Raw genomic sequence first — 24,845 nt, 5'->3', positions numbered from 1 at the left:
TCAAGGACTTTAACATTTTTTTACATTCGCATCGTGTGGACATCCGAAAGCCCACTATGTTAGCTTATCTTTACAGCATTCCTCCGTCAACCGGCAAAACTTGCCCATTGATGTACGCGGATAAGTCAGACGCTAAAAATAGACAGGCGTTGGCTACATCTTCTGCTTCTCCGGCACGTTTTAACGGGATATTCGCCTCCCATCCCGCAACGACTTTCGGATCAAGCACGTCTGTCATCTCCGTACGGATAAACCCTGGAGCGATCACATTCGTACGGATATTCCGAGAACCGAGTTCTTTCGCTACAGATTTAGAAAAACCGATGATTCCCGCTTTGGAAGCAGCGTAATTTGCTTGTCCGGCATTCCCCTGTACACCAACAACCGAGCTCATGTTGATAAAAGACCCTTTGCGGTTTTTCATCATAATTTTCGAGGCGGTTTTGGTCACGTTGAAAATGGATTTTAGATTAACGTTCATAACATCATCCCAGTTTTCCTCCGTCATACGCATCAGCAAGCCATCTTTTGTAATCCCTGCATTGTTAACAACCACGTCGATTGTTCCGAATTCCGCGACAATATCTTCGATTAATTTTTCTGCTTCGTCAAATTTTGATGCATCCGAACGAAAGCCTTTTACCCGTGTACCAAAAACTTGTAATTCTTTCTCTAAGGCTTCTCCCTTTTCGACAGAGGATAAATAGGTAAACGCAACATTTGCTCCGTGCTGAGCAAAAACTTCGGTTATTTTTCTACCGATGCCTTTTGATGCTCCTGTTACTAGAGCTGTTTTGCCTGCTAATAATTTCATCTGTTTATTTTTTGTTTGTTCATTACTGTGTACATTTTTAAAGGCATTCATACTGCTGTAGGCGGTTTTATATGCTAGATGGAGCCTTCGATGATTGCCATATTCTTTTCCTGTGTGTTTAATGATGATGGCAACATGTTGGATCCATTCTATATGATTCCAGTATCCTTTTTTAATATTTGACAAACCTAAATAAAATGCTTTGCATTCACGAAATGAATTTTTAAATGAACTAAAATGTGTCTCTTGCTTTCGCCCGGTTCTTTTTTAACTGTTGGAAGCAAATCGAGGTTTAATTAGACTATATTTTTCTATATAAATCCGAGTTTAGGCAATAATATCATTTGTATGCGTTTTATATATATGGAGTTTTCGAAAAACGAAATGAGTATGAACAGAAGTAAATTTATTATGCAGAAACTAAAAGTAATTTTATTAGCCGTGATGGTGACGGTTGGCCTTGGAGCGATGGCGCAGGCACCCAGCCCCACGCAAGAACCGGAATTGAAAGAGGATTTCCAAAAAGAAGAACTAATATCGTTTGTAAAAGCAAGCTCCAAAGTGGAAGCTATACAAATGGGAGTGCGCGAAAGTATGGCGAACGCGGTCAAAGAAGAGGGTTTAACAGTAGAAAAGTTTAATACGATGGCGCAAGCAAAGGAAAATTCAGAGGAAGGTATCCAAAATGAAAGTGCCGAAGATCAGAAAATGTTCAATAATGCTTTTGAAAAAATAATGAAAATTCAAGACGAAATTGGCGGAGATATTCAAGAAGCTATAAAAGAAGAGGGAATTGATATACAGAAATTTGAACAAATTATGTATGCTTATCAAAACAGCGAAAAAGTAAAAGGCGAGTTAGATGGCGTTTTGCTAGAGCTACAAGAAGAACAAAGCGCGCAACCTCAGCAGTAACGATACAAAAAATCTGTATACAAATATGGCGACCCATGAATATAACTATTCATGGGTTTTTATTTTTTTTGTTAGAAATGATATCGACTGTTAAAAAAATATCAAGAATAATGAAAGAATTTTGACACTTTCATTCGGTTATAACCGATTTGAATGTTAATTTTGTACGCAATTTTGAAACTATGGGTAAAAAAGCTAAAAATTCTGAAGTCGATGTCGTGTTGATTGGAGCGGGGATTATGAGCGCTACATTGGGAACCTTAATCAATGAGTTAAGTCCTGACATCAACATCGAAATCATTGAGCGACTGGACGTGGTAGCAGCCGAAAGTTCAGATGCTTGGAATAACGCCGGCACAGGGCATTCTGCTTTATGCGAATTAAATTATACGCCCGAACAACCCGATGGTAGTGTTAAAATAGACAAGGCAATTAATATTGCGGAGCAATTTGAGATTTCTAAACAATTTTGGGCCTATTTGGTTGAAAAGGGTATCTTAAAAAATCCGACTGAATTCATCCGCCAAGTACCCCACATGAGTGCCGTCTTTGGTGAGAAGGACGTGAAATTTCTGCGTACACGCTACAACGCGATGGAAAAAGAAAATTTATTTAAAGGGATGGTATATACAGAAGATAAATCTGTATTGAAGGAGTGGATTCCCCTGATGATGGAAGACCGTGCTCATCACGAGCCGATGGCTGCGACGCGCATGGATATCGGAACCGATGTCAACTTTGGTACGCTGACACGCGACTTAGTCGGTTACTTACAAACAAAAGATAATATCACGCTTTCCCTAAATCAAGAAGTACGTGATATAGAACGTGAAGATGACGGGCGTTGGGAAGTCGAAACCAAAGATATGAACACCGGTGATAAACGTAAAATAAAAGCAAGATTTGTGTTCATCGGCGCGGGAGGACGTTCGTTGCTCCTTCTGGAAAAATCGGGTATTCCTGAAGCGAAGGGCTACGGCGGATTTCCGGTGGGCGGCCAATGGTTGCGTTGCACGAACAAAGAGATTATAGAGAAGCATCATGCTAAGGTATACGGAAAGGCTTCGGTAGGCGCACCGCCCATGTCTGTCCCTCACTTGGATACCCGCTATATTGATGGTGAGCAAGCCTTGTTGTTTGGCCCATATGCTGGATTTTCGACCAAATTCTTAAAAAAAGGTTCGTATTTTGACCTACCGGCCTCGATTAAGCTATCGAATATCAAACCGATGATTTCGGCAGGTTTACACAACCTGGATTTGACAAAATATTTGATTACGGAGGTCATGAAAAGCCCTTCGGATAAATTGGACGCCTTGAAACAATTCATGCCCACGGCAAAACTGAAGGATTGGAAAGTGGAGGTGGCTGGGCAACGCGTGCAGGTTATAAAAAAAGATCCGAAGCATGGAGGAATCTTAGAATTCGGTACGGAGGTAGTATCCAGCGGCGATGGTTCTATAGCGGCCTTACTGGGGGCCTCTCCAGGCGCATCTACGTCTGTTCCCATCATGATTAACCTCTTGAAACGTTGTTTCCCCGAAAGAGCAAAATCGGATGAATACCGTAAAAAGCTTCGTGAACTTATTCCATCATGGGGCAAGAATTTAAATGACGATCCGACTTTATGCGAAGAGGTTAGACGTCGGTCGAGCGAAGCTTTACAGTTAGCGTAAGCTAAATATACTTATGGGGTGCTTTTCCAAGCGATTTGCGAATCGCTTGACTTACAAGGCTGAGAATATACCCAATCCCGTTCTGTTTTCGGGATGAACCTGATCCGGGTAATGCTGGCGTAGGGATGATATCTATTCTGGTTTAGTAGGCAAGTACGCATAAGTGGAGACAATTTCCCCATTATATACTTATAGCAGCATGCAGATATCAGAATTTATTGAACAACTACAAAACGGATTCCTTCAAACTTCTTGGTTAGAACGATTAGCGGTGCTTTTTGGTGTTGTACAAGTACTTTTATCTCGTCGGAACAAAATATCAAATTATTTTTTTGGCATTGTTGGCATTTGCCTGACTATCTCGGTGTTATACATGGCGAAATTATATGCCGAGATCCTGCTGAATGCATATTATTTAATCATGAGCGTGTACGGCTTATGGTATTGGAAATACAGTAGCCACAACAAGCAGCAGATATATATAACCAAATGTAATACACGCGATTGGTCGCTCGTCGCAGCTATCGTCATCGGTGGCTATTTCCTGTTGTTCGGTTTTTTGACTTACTTTACGGATTCGGATGTCCCGATCATGGACGCCTTTGTATCCAGCACGGCCTGGGCCGGGATGTGGCTGCTTGCTAAACGTAAAATTGAAAACTGGATACTACTAAATATAAGTAACTTTGTCGCTGTTCCCTTATTATTCTATAAGGAACTTTATCTCTTTGCGTGTCTAACGATATTCCTATTTATTGTGGCGATTTCGGGCTATATGAAATGGAAGAAAATAATGTCTACTCAATTTGAAACTCATGATGCTTAATACAGAAAGCCGTTACCTTATTAAAGATTCCATTCGTGAAAGCATCCAACGAAAAGCGTTGACTCCCGAGCTTTTGGAACTGATATATCAGCAAAACTGGTTTAATCTATGGGTGCCCAAAGTTTACGGAGGACGAAATGCGAAATTGATTGAAGGTTGCCGGCTACTGGAAGAGTTGGCTTACGCCGACGGTGGCTTCGGCTGGACTGTAACGCTTTGCGCCGGTGCAAATATGTTTGCTGGATTTATTGATTCGACGTTGGCGGAAACAATTTTCAAACAGAATAAAGTTTGTTGGGGCGGGAGCGGTAAACCTTCCGGAAGAGCCGATAAAACGGGAAATAGTTTTATCATCAGTGGAGCGTGGAAATATGCTACGGGAGCTCCTCATTTAACGCATTTTACCTTAAATGCTTGGATATACGAAGATGGAAAGCCTGTTATTGACGCGACTGGGTATCCTGTTTATCGTTCCTTTTTTATAGATCGGGAGGATGTGCTTATCCACTACGATTGGGATACATTTGGATTGGAATGTACGGCAAGCCATAGTTTTTCTATTAGCGAATTGAAAGTTTCGGAAGAACGCGCTTTTGATCTACATCCCGATAAGCGCGTAAGTGAAGAACCCGTTTTTTATTATCCGTTTATGACTTTTGCCGAATGTACATTAGCTGTAAATTATATCGGAATGTTTCGGCGGTTTCTTGATCTTTTTGAAAAACAACTTCTAATTAAAGCATCTGATCCGGAGTGGGCTGTGGAGAAAGGAAAAATATTGTTTAAGAAGGTCGATACGGTAAGACATGCTTTTGAGGAAAAACGTGACCGTCTTTATCAGCTCATGGAAGAAACTTGGAATAAGAGAGCGCCTGAAAAAGAGTTTTTGGAAGAAATAACGACAATAAGTAGAGAACTTGCAGACGATGTCCGGATCGGGACGGTGAATTTGTTCCCCTATACAGGCATTGCTGGCGCACAGCGTGAGAACGAATTGAATATTGTATTTCGTCATATTTTTACGGCTTCGCAGCATGCTTTATTGAATATTCCGTAATGGAATAAACAGAACGTTGTCTAAAACACATCTTTAAGATGCTTATAATTGCTTTTAATGATATTGGCAACATCTTTAAAATCACCGTGGAGCATCATCTTACCCAGGGAAGATGCCATTCCCTTTAACTGCTCAAATTCTATCTTTGGAGGCATGGCAAGTGAATCGGGATTGGTATATACATGAATCAAGGCCGGTCCGTTAACAGCAAATGCATTTTGTAGTGTGACTTCCACTTCATCAGGGGAATCTATTGTAAAGCTGTTCATACCCATGGCATCACCTATTTTGGCAAAATCAGGATTGTACATGTCGGTTTCACCGTCTGGCAGTCCCTCAACCTGCATCTCTAATCTGACCATACCTAGCGATCGGTTGTCGAAAACCACTATTTTTATAGGGAGCTTATATTGCACCACGGTAGCTAGATCGCCCATCATCATAGACAACCCCCCGTCTCCACACAGTGCTATAACCTGTTGCGTTGGTCTAGCTAAAGCAGCTCCGATGGCATGCGGTAATGCATTGGCCATCGATCCGTGCGTGAATGAACCCAATAATATTCGTTTTCCTGTAGCGTGTAAGTATCGTGCTCCCCACACACAGCACATCCCCGTATCCACGGTGAAAATGGCGTCGTCATGGGCTAATCTATTAATGGTATCGGTTAAAAATTCTGGCGATATGGCGTGTTGCTTACCGGTATCTTCCACATAGGTGCGAAGTGACTTCTTGACATCCTGATATTTCTCTAATTGTTTTTGCAAGAATGCATCATCCTTTTTTTCTTCTATTAAAGGGAGTAATGCTTCCAATGTATCTTTTATGTTTCCTGCCAAGCCCAAAGACACCTTAGCCTTGCGTCCCAGACGCTCCGCGCGTTTGTCCACTTGTATAATTTCGAGATCATCTGGCATAAACTCCTTATAGGGAAAGTCCGTTCCAAGGAGTAATAACAACGTTGCATTGTGCATCGCGTAAAAGGCTGAGGGTAATCCGAGTAAGCCAGTCATCCCCACTTCATAGGGATTGTCATACTGTATGCCCATTTTGCCGCGAAAGGAGTAAGCCACAGGTGATTTTAGTAAACCGGCCAGAGCGACGATTTCTGGATGTGCTTCTATCGCACCAAACCCACAGAAAATCGTGATTTTAGTCGCTTTATTTAATCTTTGGGCCAGTTCGTGCAACTCATTATCGGCAGGTCGGAAAACCGGACGTTGTTTTAAAAGGTAGGGAGTGACACTACTTTCTTCCGCTTTTTCTTTACTGAGATCCCCCGGAAATCCCAAAACAGCTACTTCTCCCTTGGCGTGCGCGTGCTGTAAAGCTGCTTGCAACATGCGCGGAAGCTGTTTAGGAGTCGTAGCAATTTCGTTATAACCACTGCAGTCTGCAAAAAGTTTTATCGTGTTTGTTTCTTGAAAATAACCTGTGCCAAATTCGTCGGTTGCACAAGTTGAAGCAATGGCCAATACCGGAACATTGTTGCGTTGTGCCTCATACAATCCATTGATCAGGTGTACATGTCCTGGGCCGCTGCTTCCTGCACAACAAGCAATACCGTTAAGTTCGGCTTCCGCCGCCGCAGCAAATGCGCCCGTCTCTTCGTGCCGTACGTGGATCCATTCAATGTCATTAGATCGACGCACGGCGTCATTTACTTCATTTAGACTATCGCCAGCGACTGCATAAATACGTTTAATACCGGCCTGTGCTATGGTTTCTACAAGTTGATCTGCTATAAGTTTTGCCATATTTTTTCTATAAAGGACGTTAACTGTATAAGGATTAACTATAAAACACGATAGACAGTAAATGGTTTTAAAGTAGCTGATGCAGCTGTTTTTATAATCAAACTCAAATTTGATTTGTAAATAAAAATATTTAATATTGCCTTCACAGTTATAATCCTTTTTTAATAAATATAAATGGAATATTTAAACGGCGTTAATGCCCTTACCCTAGTGTTTGTCGCACTATTATTATTTGCAATCGCATATCGCTTTTATGGGATTTTTATGGCGAATAAAGTGTTACGCCTCAATGCAAAGAATGTTACGCCTGCAGTGGAATTTGCCGATGGCAAAGATTATGTGGCTACCAACAAAAATGTTCTTTTTGGACACCATTTTGCGGCTATTGCAGCAGCGGGTCCACTAGTAGGACCTGTCTTAGCAGCCCAATTCGGTTATCTTCCGGGAACCCTGTGGATTTTGATCGGCTGTGTGCTTGGGGGAGGAGTACACGATATGGTGGTCCTTTTTGCTTCCGTAAGACATAAAGGGGAAAGCCTGGCTACGATAGCGGGTAAGGAAATTGGCAAAGGTACCGGTTTAATAACAGGTTTTGCGGTGCTGTTTATTTTAATTCTGACCTTGGCGGGGTTATCGTTGGCCTGCATCAGTGCGATGCACGAAGCTTCTTGGTCTTTATTCACTGTTATTGCCACGATGCCGATTGCGATTCTCATGGGGTTAATTATGCGCTATCGGAAAAATAGCGTTACGATAGCGAGTATTATTGGCGGGATATTATTGATTGCCAGTATTATCGGCGGACATGAATTGATGCAGATTGCTGCTATCAGCAGCCTGTTCCATTGGCGGGTAGAAACGATATCCATTGCCATCACGATATACGGTTTTTTAGCATCGGTTCTTCCCGTATGGTTGTTACTGGTTCCGAGAGATTATTTATCGACTTATTTGAAAATCGGTACGATTCTCATGCTGGCTATAGGGATTATTTTCGTGCAACCTACCATCGAAATGCCCGCCATTACATCGTTTATCCACGGTGGTGGACCGGTAATCGGAGGGCCTGTTTTACCATTTATCTTTATTGTGATTGCTTGTGGTGCAATTTCTGGTTTTCATGCGGTAATCGCGACCGGAACAACACCGAAGATGTTGACCAATGAGAAAGAAATTCTTTTCGTAGGTTACGGTGCCATGCTGGTGGAGGGGTTTGTGGCATTAATGGCATTGATTGCGGCTTGTACATTAGTTCCGGGAGATTACTTTGCTATCAACACCCCAAAAGAAATGTATGAATCCTTTATTGCTGCTCATCCGCATTTGCAACCCGTAGACTTAGCACATTTCAGTGAGAAAATAGGAGTGGACTTGCATGGGAGAACGGGTGGAGCGGTTTCATTGGCTGTGGGTATGGCACATATTTTTAATAAAATACCATTTATGGACGATGTGATGGCGTATTGGTACAATTTTGCTATCATGTTTGAAGCTGTTTTTATTTTAACAGCAATAGATGCGGGTACGCGAGTAGGGCGATTCTTTTTGCAGGAAATGTTGGGTACGGTAATGCCTAAGTTTAATGACAAGAACTGGATGCCCGGTATTATTATCTGTAGTTTGATCTTTACATTTTCATGGGGATATTTGGTTTATACGGGAAACGTAAGCAGTATATGGCCGTTATTCGGTATAAGTAACCAGTTGCTCGCGGCTTGTGGGCTTATCGTTTGTACGACGATGCTGATCCGTATTAACCGAGGGAAGTATGCGCTTTGCGCTGCGATACCGGGTGTGTTTATGGCTATCATCACATTCTGGGCAGGCTATGAACAGGTTCGCTATATCTATTTGCCGCAAGGACAATACCTACTGGCATCATTGGCTTTATTAGCGATGGTATTGATGTTAGTTGTTTTTATCAACACGTTTAAAAGGTGGCATCGACTAACCAAAATAGAGGCGGATAAGGTGGATAGATATGGTGATACCGTCAAGGAGTTAGTCGAGCGGTAGGTGAACAATTGATATGCGTTTGTCATAAACGGATAGGAGCCTGCGATAGCGACATCAGTTATCTTTGCGCGAAGAGATTCGAAGTCTGAAAAAAAATAAATAGAAAAACTAATATTTTTAGTATTTTTGTTTATGGATTTGAATCAATCAGAAGAAGAATATTTTAAAGGAAGAGGTGCACAAATAAATCCCAACAATAAATTTTATGAACAACGCTATGTACAAGAATTTATAGAGGGATTGGATGAAGCCTTTTTATCATCAGATTCCACAAAGATTATCGCGACCTATCCAAAAACGATTCTGTCCAAGGTAAATAGTCCGGACTTGGGGTTCCATCGGTCCTTAAATCCATATCAGGGTTGTGAGCATGGGTGTATTTATTGCTACGCCCGAAATTCGCACGAATATTGGGGATACAGTGCAGGATTGGATTTTGAACGAAAGATCTTGGTGAAGTATAATGCGGTGGAATTACTGGAAAAAGAATTTGATCGAAAGAGTTATCTACCCGAACCCATCTTTATGTCGGGAAATACCGATTGCTATCAACCTATCGAACGGAAATTGAAAATTACCCGTCAGCTGCTATCCACTTTCCTAGTTTATAAACATCCCGTTTCACTCATCAGTAAGAACGTGCTTATGTTACGCGATTTGGATATATTGGCAGCTCTTGCTGATTTGGGGTTAGTTAGTGTGTCGGTCACGATCAATAGTTTGCGCGAGGAGGTAAGAAGAAAGATGGAACCACGGACTGCGACGGCGGCAGCAAGACTAAAGCTGATTGAAAAATTGGCGGAGAAAAATATCCCCGTCTCCTTGATGATTGCTCCCATCGTGCCGGGAATAAATAGCGACGAGATGCCGGCATTGATAAAACGTGCAGCAGATGTAGGGGCCAAATGGGCTAGTTATACCATTGTACGCCTAAACGGAGCGATAGCAGATATCTTTACAGACTGGGTTTACAAAAATTATCCTGATGGGGCGGAAAAGATCATACATGGTATAGAAGCTTGCCATGGTGGTAAACTCAACGATAGTCAATGGGGCAGAAGGATTCGGGGGGATGGAGAAACCGCAGAAGGGATACGGCAACTATTCAAGGTAGCGGTTAAAAAGTATATGGGATTACAGGCTTATCCCGTTTTACGTACGGATTTATTTGAGAGGCCCAATCGCGATGCACAAATGCGGTTATTTTGATAGCAGTGGAGACGCGTGGTCGCGCCTCCTACTTATTTCTATTGTTCGATCGGTTCTGGTGCCTCCTCATTAAATAGAGGGAGCTCTTTGATAATATTGTACCAAGATATAATTTTCTTCATATCAGAGGCGTATACTCTTGATTCGTCGTGTCCTGGTGCGACTTCGCGAAAGAATGCGCGTAACGCTTTCCCATCTTTGCTATCGGGCGTATCGCCACCTTTTTCTTTCATGGTTTCGAATACATCCAATAGCCGTATTTCGTCCTCCTCGCCATAGATGGTAATATCTTCCAAAGTGGCCATCTTGGTTGTGGATAGGTTGACAGTAGATTTAATTTTCTTATCGTCTAGGGTTTCTAAGATAAAACCAGTTTTACTCTGTCCGATCAATTTAAAAAGCCCCGGTTTTCCGGTAACTGATACTAAAGCTCTTAAGTTCATGTCTGTTTGTGTCTTATTCTTCAATAACTTCCACTGCTAAAATGCGGTCTCCTTGGCGGATGTCATCCACGACGTCTACGTTCTCAATCACTTTACCAAAGCAGGTGTGGTTTCGATCTAAATGGGCCGTGTTGTTGCGACTGTGGCAAACAAAGAATTGTGAACCACCTGTATTCCTACCTGCGTGTGCCATCGATAGTACACCACGGTCGTGATATTGATTCTCGCCAGTTAATTCACAGTCGATTTTGTAACCAGGACCTCCGGTACCGGGCATACCCGTAGCTCCCTCTCGTGTATTCGGACAACCTCCCTGAATAACAAAATCAGGAATGACCCGATGGAACGCTAGACCGTCGTAGTAACCAGATTTTGCCAATTTAATAAAGTTGGCTACCGTATTAGGAGCGTCTTCCGTGTAAAACTGCACGGTCATATCGCCTTTTTCTGTCTTGATAATCGCTTTACTCATCGTGTTAATATTTATATGGAATTGCAAAGATAAAATTTCTGCACGAAATGCGCGTCTCGAATCGGTTAAGAATTGTTAATGCGTATTGGGAAGATTTGTTTTTACTAAAAAAAGTAGTAAATTTAGCGTACCATTATATACTTGTTGGCATGGAAAAACTAATTATTCGGGAATGGTCAGAAGCGGACCGCCCACGGGAAAAATTATTGGAACAAGGGAGAAGAGCGTTGTCAGATGCGGAACTGATGGCGATCCTGATTGGCTCTGGTTCAAGAAAGGAAACAGCTGTTGAGCTCTGTCGCAGGATACTATCCGATGTCCAGAATAATCTAAATAATATTTCGAGATTGGAAGTACATGATCTTTGCCGTTACCGTGGTATAGGGGAGGCAAAGGCCATTAGCATCATCGCTGCCTTGGAGTTAGGACGTCGTCGGAAGGAAATAGAACCTGAACGAATTCCCGTTTTGAACAGCAGCAAGAAGGTTTACGATTATTTCAGAGCGTATATACAAGATTTGCCTCATGAAGAGTTTTGGGTGCTTTACTTAAATACAGGTTGCAAATTGTTGGATAGGAAAATAATAGGGCGTGGGGGCAATGATGCGACGCCAGTGGATATACGGGTGATTCTGCGATTTGCATTGCAGGCCCAGGCAAACTCTATTATCTTGATCCACAATCATCCATCAGGTACGTTACGAGCCAGTAATGCGGATAAAATAATTACGAAAAGAATCGTTGCGGCCGCAGAACTGATGGATATACGGGTGAACGATCATATCATCTTCACGGATACCTCCTATCTCAGCTTTCGTGATGAAGGATTGTTGTAAGGATGGCTAAAATAGTCCAAACATTTCGGCTTCAATTTTTTGGATAATATGGCCTAAATCTTCGGGCTTATTAGCAAAATCGAGATTGTCTTTGTCTAAAATCAATAATTTGCCATCGGTGTAATTGCCTATCCATTTTTCGTATTTTTCGTTGAGTTTGGATAGGTAATCTAAGCGGATAGCCGACTCGTAATCGCGTCCCCTTTTTTGGATGTTACTAACCAGTGTTGGTACCGAAGCTCTTAAGTAAATCAATAAATCAGGAGGTTTGATGTAATGAACGATACTTTGAAAAATATTGCTATAATTCTCGAAATCGCGCGCACTCATCAATCCCATGTCGTAGAGGTTCTCCGCAAAAATATAAGCATCTTCGTATATCGTTCGGTCTTGAACCATATGGATACCTCGGTTCTGCAAATCTACGATATGCCTAAAACGGCTGTTTAGAAAGAATATTTGTAGGTTAAATGCCCATCGTTTCATATCTGCATAGAAATCCTCCAAATAAGGATTGTCTTCTACGGCTTCAAATTGCGCTTCAAAATTAAGATGACGTGCGATCAGCTCTGTTAAGGTCGTTTTTCCTGCTCCTATATTTCCTACAATGGCTATGTGCATATTGAACGAATGACAAATTATAAATGATGCGTTTTGAATGATGAATTATCAAGTTCTTGGTTACAAAAAATGAACCAAGAATCGCTGAACTCAATTTTTAATACAACTTTTTGATACCAATGATTTCTCGAATTTCCTTCATGGTTTTACGTGCACTTTCACTAGCCTTCTCAGCCCCCATACGAATTACTTTTTTGACGTATTCGTCGTCGTTTGAAATTTCCTGAATGCGAGAACGGACGGGCTCAGTAGCTAAGACCATATCTTCGGCGAGCTGTTTTTTGAAATCACCATAACGGATTTCACATTTGTTGTACAGGTTTTCGAAGTGTTGTAAGGTATCCGCTGTCGAAACCACTTTCATTAAATCAAATAAGTTCTGTATCGGTTCCGGCTTGGCTTGGTTCATTTCTGTAGGACCCGAATCGGAGACAGCACGCATTACTTTTTTACGGATAACCTCAGGAGAATCACTCAGGTACACGCAGCTAGCTTCACCATTTGATTTGCCCATTTTTCCGTTACCATCCAGCCCCGGAATTTTAACCAATTTATCGCTGTAAGAAAAAGCAAAAGCTTCTTTAAAGTATTCGACGTTATACAATCTATTAAAACGGCTACCAAACGTACGGGTCATTTCTAAATGTTGTTCCTGGTCCTTCCCAACGGGAACCTTGGTGCCGTGATGAATCAAAATATCACATGCCATCAATACCGGGTAGGTTAATAGCCCAGCATTGACATTGTCGGGATTCGCACGGACTTTATCTTTGAATGCAGTTGCCCGTTCCAACTCGCCTAAATAGGCATTCATGTTCATATATAGATAGAGTTCCGCCACTTCGGGGACATCTGATTGTACATATATAGTGGACTGTTCGGGATCGATGCCCGCGGCTAGATATTCCACTACAACTTCCCTTACCGTACGGTTGAGGTGCTCGGGAGTAGGATGCGTAGTTAAAGAATGCAAGTCTGCAATGAAGAAAAAGCAGTTGTATTCGTGCTGCATTTTGACGAAATTGCTCAACGCTCCATAATAGTTGCCTAAATGTAACTTGCCGGTACTTCTGATACCGCTAACAACAGTTTCTTTCATGTCGCGAATTTACGGATTAATTGGTAATTAAAGGCAAGGTCGTTATATTAGTTTCTTAAATGGAGATTATAGAGATTAAACGAATTTCAATAGCAACGTTCATTTTATTGTCTGCGATAAGTTTTGCGGTTGCGCAGACAAGAACCTGGACATTCGATGATGAGCTATGTACCTATACGGGTCATTACGACAGTAAGAAATATACAGCAAAAGAGCTTGCTGACACCTACTGTCTTTTCCGTACAAGTTATTATGTTTCTGATAAAGGAACTATGGAGGAACTTCGGGTACGATATGACAGTGTGATACACCATGTGGCAAATTTAGAAATTGTCCAAACGAATTATTTTCTCCAATTAAAAAAGGATGTGATTCGTTATCTGGAAGAGACGGCTGCTCTAAAAAAAGCTGAAAAAAATGCAAAACAAGATGTTCAATCTTTAATAACGGCTGTGAAGGAGGGGACAGATGCAAGACAATATGCCGTAGCCTTGTCTAATGGAGGGGATGATTTGTTAGAAGCGTACAAACAAGTGGTAAAGGGACAGATGAAAAATAATAGTACGCCGGAGTATTTATGGTATAACTACCAAACCACTATGGAACGTGACGATAGGTTGGACCTTGCGTTTGATTATGTACTCGTTTATGGTTGGTGGAATAGTGCAAATCACCTCGTCCATCATATAACCTATGACGGCAAACAGATGGAGCAGTTTCAAAAACTGTTTGTTAAAGTAGATACTTTGGATTGCGATGAGCTGTGATGAGTGGTTTTTTGTCTATAATTTTTTCGCCTCGTTCCAATACACATCCATTTCTTCCAAGGTCATTTCTTTAAGATTTTGACCGTTTTCCGTAGCTCGTTTTTCCAAATGACTAAATCGCTGTATAAATTTTTTATTGGTACGCTCCAACGCATTTTCGGGGTTTATACCGAGGTGACGGGCGTAATTGATTAAAGAAAAAAGCAGATCGCCAAACTCTGCTTCGGCTTTCTCTTGGTTAACCACTGTGTCACTCGCAAGGTTAAACTCGTTTTTAAATTCTGCGAGCTCTTCCTCGACTTTTTTCCAAACTTCTGTTTTATCATCCCAATCAAAGCCAACACCTCGTACTTTATCTTGGATACGGTAGGCCTTTACAAGAGCAGGCAACCCTTTGGGAACACCGGACAGAACAGACTTGTTTCCCTCCTTTAATTTGATAGCTTCCCAATTGTTTTTGACATCTTGCTCATTCTCAACCTGGGTATCCGCATAAATGTGTGGATGTCGGACAATCAACTTGTCACAGATGGCATTCAGTACGTCTACGATATTGAACTGCTGTCGTTCATCGGCGATCTTGGCATAGAAAAGAAGGTGTAGCATAACGTCACCAAGCTCCTTTTTTATCTCGTTATAATCTTTTTCGAGAATCGCATCGGTCAACTCATAAAGTTCTTCTATGGTGAGATGTCGTAAGGATTCCATAGTTTGTTTTCGATCCCACGGGCAGGCAATACGGAGGGTGTCCAAAATGGTCATTAACCTTTCAAATGCTTTTCCGGGAGTGTGTTGAGGCTCGGGTATAGGGTATGCCATAACTGTTTTTGCGACCTAGTTTTACAAAGATATTCAAAGCTACCAAAAAAATGCAAAAACAGAACAGCCCTTTGACGTGTTATCTTAGTAAATATTGGATAAGGACAAACTTTATATATTATGGAAACAAAACACAATTATGAAACAACGGATGTAGCATTGGCTAAATTAAAAGAAATGGGATATACCATCGATTTTAATTTAGAATTTGACGAAATATTAGCCGACGCTGAAAATTACCAAATTGATCATCTTTATCGCTATGAAGGAGCATCCGATCCGGATGACGAATCGACGGTATATGGTATATCAAACGGTAACAGTGGTAAAAAAGGTGTATTTGTTGCTGGAAACTTATCATTGATAGAAGGAAAAAAAAGAGATATTATACTGGCCCTCGAAATTAAATATAAAGCTGGACGGCAAGTATAGTACTTTTTACATAAAAAGTCTTATTTTAGGGAATGCAGCTGATTCCCTATTTAAAGACAACATTCGGTTTGACGGACGACTTGTTAAAGCAGGTTGAACGTGTTGCTATAACAAAAACCTATGCGAAAAAAGATGTTATTTTAGATGCTGGCCACTACTCGCGGAGTGTATTTTTTATAGAGCAGGGCTTTGTCCGGATGTTTTATCATAAATCGAACAAGAATATTACACATTATTTTTTTTCAGAACAAACTTTTGCTGCAGGTACAGAGAGTGTGTTCTATCACAGGAAGTCGATGTATGGTATGGAGGCATTAGAACCTTCGATTATTACGCTTATCCCTTTTGATGCAATAGAGAAGCTTGCATCTCATTCCATACCTATGAATAGACTCATACAAACTATATTGTTACAGGCGTTGATGGGCTTTTCTACCCGACTACAGAGTCTGCAATTTGAAACAGCACAAGAACGCTACCATAAATTAATGGAACAGCATCCCGATATACTTTTACGGGCACCACTTGGGGATGTCGCTTCTTATTTGGGGATTTCTCAACAAACATTGAGCGTTATTAGAGCACAACGATAACCTGTTCGTATATACCATGTTGTTTTTTTAAGATATCTTAAAAATAGTAATCCGTATTAACCGGATATTTGTTTGGCAATATAAATAGATGTTATGAGCAATAAATGGGGATGTATCTTGATTATGTTTGGTGTGATCTTCCAGCAAGTGGGGCGAGCACAATCCATCATAGATCCAAAAGTAAAAGAAATTATTCAACAGTCGTTTCAGACCAATAAGGGTTTGAGACTCAAAAACTACGAAATAGATAAAGCCAACCTGGAGGCGGAGGGAGTGAAAGCTAATAAGCTACCACATGTATCAGCAACGGGTTTGTATGGCTTTATGTACAACAATGGAAGCTTAGACATTCCTACATTGAACCTGCCAGTATTAAATCTGGGACTATTTGAGGGCGCAACGGACTTCAACCTCCGCTCGCAAGCTGCGTATGCAGGTGTGTCCATCAGACAGGTTATTTTTTCCGGATTGCAGATTCCCAATGGCGAACGGGCACTACAAGAGAAGGCAAGGGCACAAGGCTATTTAGCCGAAGCGGGAAAAGAGGGAATGGCGAAGGAAATTACGGCCACGTTCGATCAACTCATGTTGTTGAACGAGGTGGATAAATTGATTGTAGATTCGGAGCGGAGACTGAAAAAAGAGCAGGAGAAAGTGAACAAGGCCATCGAAAATGGTTTGGCTATTCCGTACGACCGTGACAAACTAAAACTCGCCCTATTAGAGCTGGAAGAAAAGAAAGTCGAGTTAGCGGGTAATAGAGCGTTATTGGTCAAAAAAATACAACAGGAAACAGATTTATCTGCATCCGTGGTGGAGGAGGTACTGTATAACCTTTCACCCATCTATTTATCGGATGTTCCAACTGGCGTGGAAGAACGATCCGAATTAAAGGCATTGGATGCATCATCCAAAGCTTATGCGTACTTGTATAAAAAGGAAAAAGGGGCTTCGTTGCCCACTGTGTTTGCATTTGGCTCGGCAAGCTATTTGAATCTTCATAATACGAATTTAACAATTAAAGATAAACCGATAGTAGGCGATATCGACCTTTCTACCAATCATTTAAGAGGCAGGCCTAACTTGATGGTTGGCGTAGGGTTGCGGTGGGATATCTTTAAGGGTGGGGAGCATCGAAATAAAGTAAAGCAAGTACAATTAGATCAAGCCATCAATGAAACGAAGCTTCTGGACGCAACGGAAAAATTAAATCTGTTGCTGGATAAAAACAAAGTGAGTTATACCACTAGCAATCAAAAATTGAAAGTAGGTGACCAGCAGGTAAAAGTTGCCCAAAATAATTTGGAGATGGCTTCGAAGCAATATGAAGCTGGCTTGATTGATGTAACGGAACTGTTGGCAACCGAAAATGAATGGTATAAAGTCCATCTTAATTTTTATAGCCATGTCTTGCAACAGCGCGCCGTGGCATTGGAATTATTACATACATCAGGAAAACTATTACAAACCATATACGAATAGAAATGAAACAGTTATACCTTATACCTTTGGCTTTCTTATTTTTTGCTTGTAAAAATGAAGTTCGGGAGAAGCCTTTGGAAGGAAAAGTAGAACGTGAACAAATAACGGTTGTGACAAAAGTTCCCGGAAAGGTTGCGGAAATACGTGTTCAAGAGGGAGATTTTGTGCATGCAGGAGATACGTTGGTGATATTGGATATACCCGAAGTAGATGCAAAAGCAGAGCAGGCACAAGGAGCTCTACAATCTGCCGAAGCACAATATAATATGGCGACAAAAGGTGCTACACGTGGGCAATTGGTACAATTGCAGGCTAAGGTAGACGGACTCAAAGAGCAATATGAATTCGCCGAGAAATCTATCAATCGTTTGAAAAACTTATTGCGCGACAGTTTAGTGTCGCCGCAACAATATGATGAAACGTACGCCAAATACCAAGGAGCGAAAAATCAATACCTTGCCGCGCAAGCTGAAATAGAAGAGGCGCGGAATGGTGCTCGTTACGAACAGCAGGTTATGGCATTAGGTCAGAAAGAGCGTGCTTTAGGGGCGGTATCGGAGGTTAAGATAGCCGCACGGGAAAAATACCTTATCGCTCCGCAGGATATGAGCGTAGAGACTGTTAATTTAAACGTTGGGGAACTCGCCACTGCTGGATACGCAGTTATCAATGGTTATATTAATAATACGACTTATTTTCGATTTACAGTACCGGAAAATAGGGTTGGTAAATTAAATAGAGGAACTGCGGTTACGCTGCATATACCTTATTTGGATAATAAAGAAATCAAAGGTAGGGTAGTTGCGATGAAAGCATTGAGCTCGTATGCGAATATTTCTACGGCTTATCCCGACTACGATAACCAACTCACTGTATTCGAGGTTAAAGTAATGCCTCAAGATCATGCAGAGGTGAGTGATTTGTTAACAAAGACACTGGTTGTTCTTCAAGCACCATAGAAAGGATTAGAACGTGAAAAAAATTATCGAACTTATTCAACGCGAGTTTAAGCTCTTTTTCAACAACAGCGTGCTGATGATGCTCTTTATCGGTGCACCGATTCTCTATGGTGTATTGATAGGGCATGTGTATCAACAAGGGAAAGTGACGGAAATGCCGATTATTGTTGTCGATGAGGACAATAGTCCAATGAGCGCTACTTTTGTGGACATGATGAACGACAACGAAAGCATCAAGGTGGTGCGTATGCTGCCATCGCTGTTTGATTCAAAGGAGATTGCTATTGAACATGACGCAACGGTTATTGTGCATATCCCTAAAGGCTTTGCCGCAGGTGTCCAGCAAAAGCGGGTTCCGGAAGTCACCGTTTTTGTGGATGGTTCTAACACGCTGACTTCCAATACAGCTGCCATGGCGGTGAATGTTTGTGCGATGACGCTAAAAGCGGGCGTACAAATAGAGACGCAGATGAAGCAAGGAGTTCCTGCCAAGATTGCAGCCGAACAATACGAACCTTTCAAAACCACCATGGTCAGGCAGAATATCCGAAGTGGGAACTACCTGTATTTCATGCTGCCAGGTGTGCTGATTATCGTATTGCAACAGGTGCTCCTTCTGGGACTGGCACTATCCTTTTCCTCCGAATTTGAAAACGGCACCTTTGAGGAATTAGCGCAGAGAATGCGGAATCCAGTGGGACTTATCTTTGTCAAAATTATTCCTTATATCCTCATGTCCATTGGTATATTGATATTGTATTGGGGATTTGGAAAATGGTATGAGATGCCGCTGCATGCTGACTTTTGGTGGTTTGTGTTATGTACATTCGTGTTTATGTTGGCCGTATGTTTTATCGGTGTTTTGGTGAGTATCGTTTTGCCATCTCAATTGAAAGCAACGGAAATATTGATGGTTATCGCAACACCGGCATTTATTTTAAGTGGTTTCACCTGGCCGTCTAGTTTGATGCCGGCTTGGGTGCAGCTTATTGCGGATGTTATTCCGTCCACCCACTATTTACGCATTTTTAGGGTTATGTTTATCCAGCACGGAGAAAACTATCATACCTATAGCGGTTTGATAGCGATGACTATTATTGCTGTGGTGTGTTTTATTATTGCCACAGTGGTATTGGCCGTGAAGATACGGAAGGTGGCTCGTCGCTAAATCCCCATTTCCTTTAAAATAAATTGTGCATTGTCGATTTTGTCGGCTATCCACAATACGTAACGAATATCCACACCGATGGAACGGCTATAATCTTCGCTCCAGGCAAAATCGTTTATGGTCGCATCATAGGCACGGTCAAAATTGACACCAATTAACTCGCCATGTGCATTCATAATGGGTGAACCTGAGTTTCCACCAGTCGTATCCATATTATAGAGGATATTTACCGGAACGTCATTAAGGTCGTTCTTTATGTACGCACCAAAGTTTTTTTCTAACCAAGCCGTTTTTATGCTTTCCGGATATTCATATTCGGGCAATCCTGAATTTCCTTTTTCTATAAGCCCTTTTATTGTTGTAAACGGACTCATATAGGTTGCGTCAGCTGGACTATATCCTTTAATGTTTCCGAAGGTAAGGCGTAGCGTGGAGTTTGCGTCCGGAATAAAGTTTTTTGCTTGGTATTGTTCTTTAACGGCTACGTAATCTCCCATAAGTCTGTTCAACATGCCCTCACGTCGCTTTTGCTCGGCATTGAATATTTCCCGTTCACTGTCCAATTCCTTTGAGGTTATCAGTAGATCATCGCTATAGTTCTTTAAGGACTGGATGTCTTTTAATATCGTATCGTAGAGCGCCTCTTTACTGTTAAGTTTGGATCTGTCTAAGGCTGTAACAATATAATCGCCGGCCTCCGCTTTATTAGTAAAGTTTTTCTTGGCAAAGTAGTCTAGCTGGTTCGGGCCGTCCAACTGATAAGCGTCCTCAAACATGCGACGACCTATATTTTTATCGGCCGTAAGGTGGTAGCTTCCGTAGATGTTATCAAGATAATCTTTTAATTGATTGATGTTGAGCGCGAACACCTCTTCTTGTGCTTTAAGGCCGTTTTGCTTCAGAATAGCTTCTTTAAAATCTTGTACAGTGTATGCTATCCGAAGTAGGGACATACTGCTATAGATATTATTGAACCAAAGTTCCTTAGGTGCTAGTTCAAATACCGCTTGATAATGCTTGTCAATATCAGTCATCAACGTACCGTATTTCGCTTGGAGATCGGGTTTGCTTGCAATGAATTTTGTCAATGTTTCGTCTTCCTTTCGTTTGTCACCCACTAAATCCAGATTCTGAAGCCCTTTCAGTTTACCGCGATAATTTTTCATGACGTTCGCATTTCGTTTGATGCGTGTTGCCAGCGCCAATTCCATTTTCGGATTTTCTTTTCCCACTGCAAACATTTGCTGGTTTTGAAAATCATAGAGTTCGGACGTATAAGGCAATAAAAACTTTTGTTGGTATTCAATGTATTGTGCCGGTCGATGTCTAAATGTTCTGCCGGGATATCCTAAGATGAAAACAAAATCATTTTCATTGACACCCTTTGGGTTCACTTTAAGGTGTTTTTTAGGTTGGTAGGGCACGTTCTCTTTCGCATATTTCGCTGACGATCCGTCTGGTGCTACATAAGCCCGTAAAAAAGAAAAGTCACCGGTATGGCGTGGCCAAACCCAGTTGTCTGTTTCACCTCCGAATTCGCCGATATCTTGTCTGGGGACATAAACCAGGCGTACGTCTTCGATTGTTTTGTAACGGAAGAGCACATAGCTTTTGCCGATAAACATCTCGGATACTTCTGCCTTAATAGTGGGATCCTTCTCTTCCGCTCTCTTCGCAATTTCAGACCGCTTTTTACTGATCATGTTGATGCGTTCTGCTGGATCGCTAATAGAAGCTACCGCGCTTAAAATCTCTTCTGATACATCTTCGTAGGATTCGGTAATCCGGATGGTTAACCCTTCGGCTTCGATCTCCTGTTCATAGGTGTGTGCGACAAAGCCCTTTTTTAAATAGTTGAATTCGGGCGAACTCGCTAGCTGCACGGCACTAAATGCACAATGGTGGTTGGTAATGATGAGACCATTTGGAGATACAAAAGAACCCGAACAGCCGCTTACCTGGACCAACGCGTCAACTAATCCAATTTGCCCCGGATTATAGATGTCTTTCTCCGATATTTTTAATCCCGCCTTTTTTAATCCTGCTCGGTTGAGTTCGCTAAGCGGAAACATCCCCTCGTCAGGAATGGATGCGGAAAAGTTAAATACGCTGATACCCAATAAAAGGGAGCATAACAGACTGCCTTTTGATTTTATATTCATCATGCAATTCTAGTTTCGTGTTGTTCAAAGTTAAGAAAGATTTCCAATTTGAGATAATTCAATAAAAGGGGGCCAAGCAAAACAAATTGATTATTTCCAGATATAAACTTACCTTTAAATCATCATAGGGAGCCTAACAAAACAAATAAATAATGAAAGATAGACTTTATAAACGGAAGCGTGTGATGCATTTATATGCAGGACTGTTCATAACATTTTTTACCCGTTGCGGCCCCGCCATGGAAAGCACAGTGCCCCGTATGCCCAACATCGTAATTATTAACATGGACGATTTGGGGTATGGTGATATGGGTGCTTATGGAGCGGAAAGTCTTCTTACACCAAATATGGATAGACTGGCTGAGGAAGGCATTCGTTTTACCAATGGTTATGCGACGTCTTCTACTTGCACACCGAGTCGTTTCGGTATGTTGACTGGTGTCTACCCTTGGCGTAACAGCGATGCAAAGATATTGCCGGGCACAGCGCCTTTATTGATAGATACGGCACAGCAGACTCTTCCGAAGATGTTACGGGAGGTGGGATATCATACGGGTATCGTCGGCAAATGGCACTTAGGATTGGGCTCGGGAGATGTGAACTGGAACGAATACATTACTCCAGGACCTAATGAAGTGGGCTTCGACGAGACGTTTATCATGGCAGCCACGCAGGACCGGGTTCCTACCGTATATATTGAAAATGGCCGTGTTGTAGGTCTGGAGGATGATGATCCGATGGAGGTTAATTATGAAGAAAACTTTGAGGGTGAACCTACGGGCTTAGACAATGCCGAACTGCTAAAAATGAAATGGCACCATGGGCACAATCAGCGTATTGTAAACGGTATTTCAAGGATTGGTTATATGAAAGGTGGGGAAAAAGCAGAATGGATTGATGAAGACATGGCGGATATCTTTTTGGCTAAAGCGCAGTCGTTTGTACGTGAACACAAATCGGCACCGTTCTTTTTGTACTATGCGATGCAACAGCCGCATGTCCCGCGTACGCCACATCCGCGTTTTGTGGGTCGTACGAATATGGGGCCGCGGGGTGATGTTATCGTAGAAGCGGACTGGTGTCTCGGTGAATTCCTGAAGACTTTGGAAGAAGAGAGTGTGTTGGAAAATACGCTGATTATCTTTACTAGTGATAACGGTCCTGTGCTGAATGACGGCTATTACGATGATGCAGTGGAGCGTGTGGGGAATCATCGTCCGGCCGGCCCACTGCGGGGAGGTAAATACAGTCTTTACGAAGCTGGTCCACGTGTACCTTTCATTGTTTACTGGAAAGGCACAATCGAACCACAGGTATCCGATGCGGTCGTGTGTCAATTAGATTTTCTTGCGTCGTTCGCAAAGCTGACCGGTCAACAAGTTGATGGAACGGACAGCCGAGACTATCTGGATGTTTTTTTAGGTAAAAGCCATAAAGGTCGCACTACCTTAATCTTGGAAGCTAATTCGCGCACATTTTTGCGTGATGGACATTGGGTGATGATTCCTCCTTACCGTGGAGCTGCTGTGAACGAACAGGTGAATATAGAATTGGGAAACTCGGATAGGTATCAATTATACAATCTACAAGAGGACGTCGGTGAGCAAATCAACTTAGCGGAAAGTAACCCGGATAAGTTGGAAGAGTTGAAGAAACGCTATGAAGGGTTGCGGGGAAAAACAATACAACAAACCGAACGACTGGAGCTACATTAATTGCTGACTTCGAACTTGAAATGACTACCTTTGCATAGCTAAAATTGATAGAATGACACTGGTGCAATTGGAATATGTTATAGCTGTGGATTCTTTCCGTAGTTTTGTTGCGGCAGCAGAGCACTGCTTTGTAACACAGCCTACTTTGAGTATGCAGATTCAGAAACTGGAAGAATCGTTAGGAGCGAAGATATTTGATCGAAGCAGGCAGCCGGTAGTACCGACGGAGATAGGGGAGAAGATCATCCGCCAGGCACGTTTAGTATTGAATGAAAGCAAGAAAATAGAAGAATTGCTGCAAGAGGAAAGAGGTGTGGTTTCTGGCGAATTAAAGCTAGGCGTTATCCCAACAGTAGCACCCTATTTGCTTCCGGACGTGTTGGCCAATATGCTACATAAATATCCCCAACTAAAATTGCAGATATGGGAATACACGACGGAAAAAATTATTCAGGAACTAAAAGTGGGACGTTTAGATTGCGGAGTGCTTTCTACGCCATTACAAGAGAATGGAATAGAGGAGACTCCATTATTCTATGAGACTTTTGTTGCATATGTGTCCGAAAAGAGTTCGCTATATGAAAGGAAACTAGTCACGGCTGATGAGATTGCTAATGAAAAATTATGGCTCCTTAATGAAGGTCATTGTATGCGAGGGCAAGTGTTAAATATCTGTCACTATAAACATAACCAAGCAGCCGACGGAACATTTGAGTATAATACGGGAAGTGTGGAAACATTGAAACGGATGGTGGACATCAATGGTGGAATTACTATATTGCCCGAAATGAGCATCTTGGGATATGATGAGGATCAACTTAATCATGTAAGATATTTCAAAATGCCAGAACCTGTTAGAGAAATCAGCTTAGTTACGACGTCGAACTTTGTGAGAAAGCAAGCGGTGAACGCTTTGAAAAATGAAATTTTAAACGTTGTACCCGAACGTTTTAAAACAAAAAAGAAAAGGGAGGTAATGGGTTTTGACCTCTAGTGGAGGCCACATG

General features: G+C 41.8%; 23 protein-coding genes. 15 read left to right on the top strand and 8 right to left on the bottom strand.

The genetic code is table 11. The features are described from left to right. Positions 1–70: 70 nt before the first annotated feature. Entirely contained in the window at positions 71–814 is a 744-nt protein-coding gene (gene fabG, locus H8B17_RS09940; RefSeq protein ID WP_190309020.1) for a 3-oxoacyl-[acyl-carrier-protein] reductase, read from the bottom strand. Positions 815–1,225: 411 nt separating this feature from the next. Between fabG and H8B17_RS09935 the strand changes: the two genes are divergently transcribed. From H8B17_RS09935 to H8B17_RS09920, 4 genes are all read left to right on the top strand, one after another. Continuing rightward, positions 1,226–1,729, top strand: coding sequence for a DUF4168 domain-containing protein (locus H8B17_RS09935; protein WP_190309019.1), 504 nt, complete (start codon positions 1,226–1,228; stop codon positions 1,727–1,729). 182 nt (positions 1,730–1,911) lie between these two features. After that, positions 1,912–3,405, top strand: coding sequence for a malate:quinone oxidoreductase (locus H8B17_RS09930; RefSeq protein WP_190309018.1), 1,494 nt, complete (start codon positions 1,912–1,914; stop codon positions 3,403–3,405). 199 nt (positions 3,406–3,604) lie between these two features. Further along, the gene (gene pnuC / locus H8B17_RS09925) at positions 3,605–4,231 is read left to right on the top strand and encodes a nicotinamide riboside transporter PnuC (RefSeq protein ID WP_190309017.1); all 627 of its coding nucleotides are present in this window, start codon (positions 3,605–3,607) and stop codon (positions 4,229–4,231) included. Further along, positions 4,221–5,288, top strand: a complete 1,068-nt coding sequence (locus H8B17_RS09920) for an acyl-CoA dehydrogenase family protein (protein ID WP_190309016.1) — start codon at positions 4,221–4,223, stop codon at positions 5,286–5,288. Before pnuC ends, H8B17_RS09920 begins: the two co-directional genes overlap by 11 nt. Positions 5,289–5,308: 20 nt before the next feature. Here the strand turns inward: H8B17_RS09920 and H8B17_RS09915 are convergent, their stop codons facing one another. After that, on the bottom strand, positions 5,309–7,045 hold the full coding sequence (locus tag H8B17_RS09915) for a thiamine pyrophosphate-dependent enzyme (RefSeq protein WP_190309015.1): 1,737 nt from the start codon (positions 7,043–7,045) through the stop codon (positions 5,309–5,311). Between the two features lie 174 nt (positions 7,046–7,219). Here H8B17_RS09915 and H8B17_RS09910 point away from each other — a divergent pair, with 174 nt between their 5' ends. Together H8B17_RS09910 and H8B17_RS09905 are read left to right on the top strand one after the other, a co-directional pair. Next, positions 7,220–9,061: a carbon starvation CstA family protein gene (locus tag H8B17_RS09910; RefSeq protein ID WP_190309014.1), complete on the top strand. Its 1,842-nt coding sequence runs from the start codon at positions 7,220–7,222 to the stop codon at positions 9,059–9,061. 132 nt (positions 9,062–9,193) lie between these two features. Then, the gene (locus tag H8B17_RS09905; RefSeq protein WP_190309013.1) at positions 9,194–10,270 is read left to right on the top strand and encodes a PA0069 family radical SAM protein; all 1,077 of its coding nucleotides are present in this window, start codon (positions 9,194–9,196) and stop codon (positions 10,268–10,270) included. A gap of 38 nt (positions 10,271–10,308) precedes the next feature. Here H8B17_RS09905 and H8B17_RS09900 read toward each other — a convergent pair whose 3' ends face one another. Together H8B17_RS09900 and H8B17_RS09895 are read right to left on the bottom strand one after the other, a co-directional pair. After that, on the bottom strand, positions 10,309–10,713 hold the full coding sequence (locus H8B17_RS09900; protein ID WP_190309012.1) for a DUF5606 family protein: 405 nt from the start codon (positions 10,711–10,713) through the stop codon (positions 10,309–10,311). Between the two features lie 13 nt (positions 10,714–10,726). Further along, the gene (locus tag H8B17_RS09895) at positions 10,727–11,185 is read right to left on the bottom strand and encodes a peptidylprolyl isomerase (protein ID WP_190309011.1); all 459 of its coding nucleotides are present in this window, start codon (positions 11,183–11,185) and stop codon (positions 10,727–10,729) included. A 149-nt stretch (positions 11,186–11,334) separates the two neighbouring features. On the opposite strand from H8B17_RS09895, the gene radC reads away from it, so the two are divergent. Then, positions 11,335–12,021, top strand: coding sequence for a RadC family protein (gene radC / locus H8B17_RS09890; protein WP_190309010.1), 687 nt, complete (start codon positions 11,335–11,337; stop codon positions 12,019–12,021). 6 nt (positions 12,022–12,027) lie between these two features. Here radC and H8B17_RS09885 read toward each other — a convergent pair whose 3' ends face one another. Together H8B17_RS09885 and trpS are read right to left on the bottom strand one after the other, a co-directional pair. Continuing rightward, positions 12,028–12,642, bottom strand: coding sequence for a deoxynucleoside kinase (locus H8B17_RS09885; RefSeq protein WP_190309009.1), 615 nt, complete (start codon positions 12,640–12,642; stop codon positions 12,028–12,030). A 97-nt stretch (positions 12,643–12,739) separates the two neighbouring features. Beyond that, positions 12,740–13,741, bottom strand: coding sequence for a tryptophan--tRNA ligase (gene trpS, locus H8B17_RS09880; protein ID WP_190309008.1), 1,002 nt, complete (start codon positions 13,739–13,741; stop codon positions 12,740–12,742). Between the two features lie 59 nt (positions 13,742–13,800). Between trpS and H8B17_RS09875 the strand changes: the two genes are divergently transcribed. Then, a complete protein-coding gene (locus H8B17_RS09875) occupies positions 13,801–14,508 on the top strand; it encodes a hypothetical protein (protein ID WP_190309007.1) in 708 nt (235 codons plus the stop codon). A 15-nt stretch (positions 14,509–14,523) separates the two neighbouring features. Here H8B17_RS09875 and mazG read toward each other — a convergent pair whose 3' ends face one another. Next, on the bottom strand, positions 14,524–15,327 hold the full coding sequence (gene mazG, locus H8B17_RS09870) for a nucleoside triphosphate pyrophosphohydrolase (RefSeq protein WP_190309006.1): 804 nt from the start codon (positions 15,325–15,327) through the stop codon (positions 14,524–14,526). Positions 15,328–15,447: 120 nt separating this feature from the next. Here mazG and H8B17_RS09865 point away from each other — a divergent pair, with 120 nt between their 5' ends. The 5 genes from H8B17_RS09865 (at position 15,448) to H8B17_RS09845 (ending at position 19,961) form a co-directional block, all read left to right on the top strand. Next, positions 15,448–15,759, top strand: a complete 312-nt coding sequence (locus tag H8B17_RS09865) for a hypothetical protein (protein WP_190309005.1) — start codon at positions 15,448–15,450, stop codon at positions 15,757–15,759. 32 nt (positions 15,760–15,791) lie between these two features. Then, on the top strand, positions 15,792–16,352 hold the full coding sequence (locus H8B17_RS09860) for a Crp/Fnr family transcriptional regulator (RefSeq protein WP_190309004.1): 561 nt from the start codon (positions 15,792–15,794) through the stop codon (positions 16,350–16,352). Between the two features lie 93 nt (positions 16,353–16,445). Continuing rightward, positions 16,446–17,834, top strand: a complete 1,389-nt coding sequence (locus H8B17_RS09855; protein ID WP_223816469.1) for a TolC family protein — start codon at positions 16,446–16,448, stop codon at positions 17,832–17,834. Between the two features lie 2 nt (positions 17,835–17,836). Beyond that, the gene (locus H8B17_RS09850; RefSeq protein WP_190309003.1) at positions 17,837–18,793 is read left to right on the top strand and encodes an HlyD family secretion protein; all 957 of its coding nucleotides are present in this window, start codon (positions 17,837–17,839) and stop codon (positions 18,791–18,793) included. A 13-nt stretch (positions 18,794–18,806) separates the two neighbouring features. Beyond that, a complete protein-coding gene (locus H8B17_RS09845; protein ID WP_190309002.1) occupies positions 18,807–19,961 on the top strand; it encodes an ABC transporter permease in 1,155 nt (384 codons plus the stop codon). Here the strand turns inward: H8B17_RS09845 and H8B17_RS09840 are convergent. Further along, positions 19,958–22,123 (bottom strand): S46 family peptidase, encoded by a 2,166-nt coding sequence (locus tag H8B17_RS09840; RefSeq protein WP_190309486.1) that lies wholly within the window; start codon positions 22,121–22,123, stop codon positions 19,958–19,960. The genes H8B17_RS09845 and H8B17_RS09840 overlap by 4 nt on opposite strands. A gap of 152 nt (positions 22,124–22,275) precedes the next feature. On the opposite strand from H8B17_RS09840, the gene H8B17_RS09835 reads away from it, so the two are divergent. Both H8B17_RS09835 and H8B17_RS09830 read left to right on the top strand, forming a co-directional pair. Beyond that, entirely contained in the window at positions 22,276–23,838 is a 1,563-nt protein-coding gene (locus H8B17_RS09835; RefSeq protein ID WP_223816467.1) for a sulfatase family protein, read from the top strand. 52 nt (positions 23,839–23,890) lie between these two features. Continuing rightward, complete coding sequence (locus tag H8B17_RS09830) at positions 23,891–24,832, top strand: hydrogen peroxide-inducible genes activator (protein WP_190309001.1); 942 nt, start codon at positions 23,891–23,893, stop codon at positions 24,830–24,832. The last annotated feature ends 13 nt before the right edge of the window (positions 24,833–24,845 follow it).

Origin of the sequence: Sphingobacterium arenae, from assembly GCF_014692505.1 — a bacterium.
GTDB classification, from domain to species: Bacteria; Bacteroidota; Bacteroidia; order Sphingobacteriales; family Sphingobacteriaceae; genus Sphingobacterium; species Sphingobacterium arenae.
Note: the sequence above shows the minus strand (reverse complement) of the source record. Positions and strands in the feature narration are given on the sequence as shown.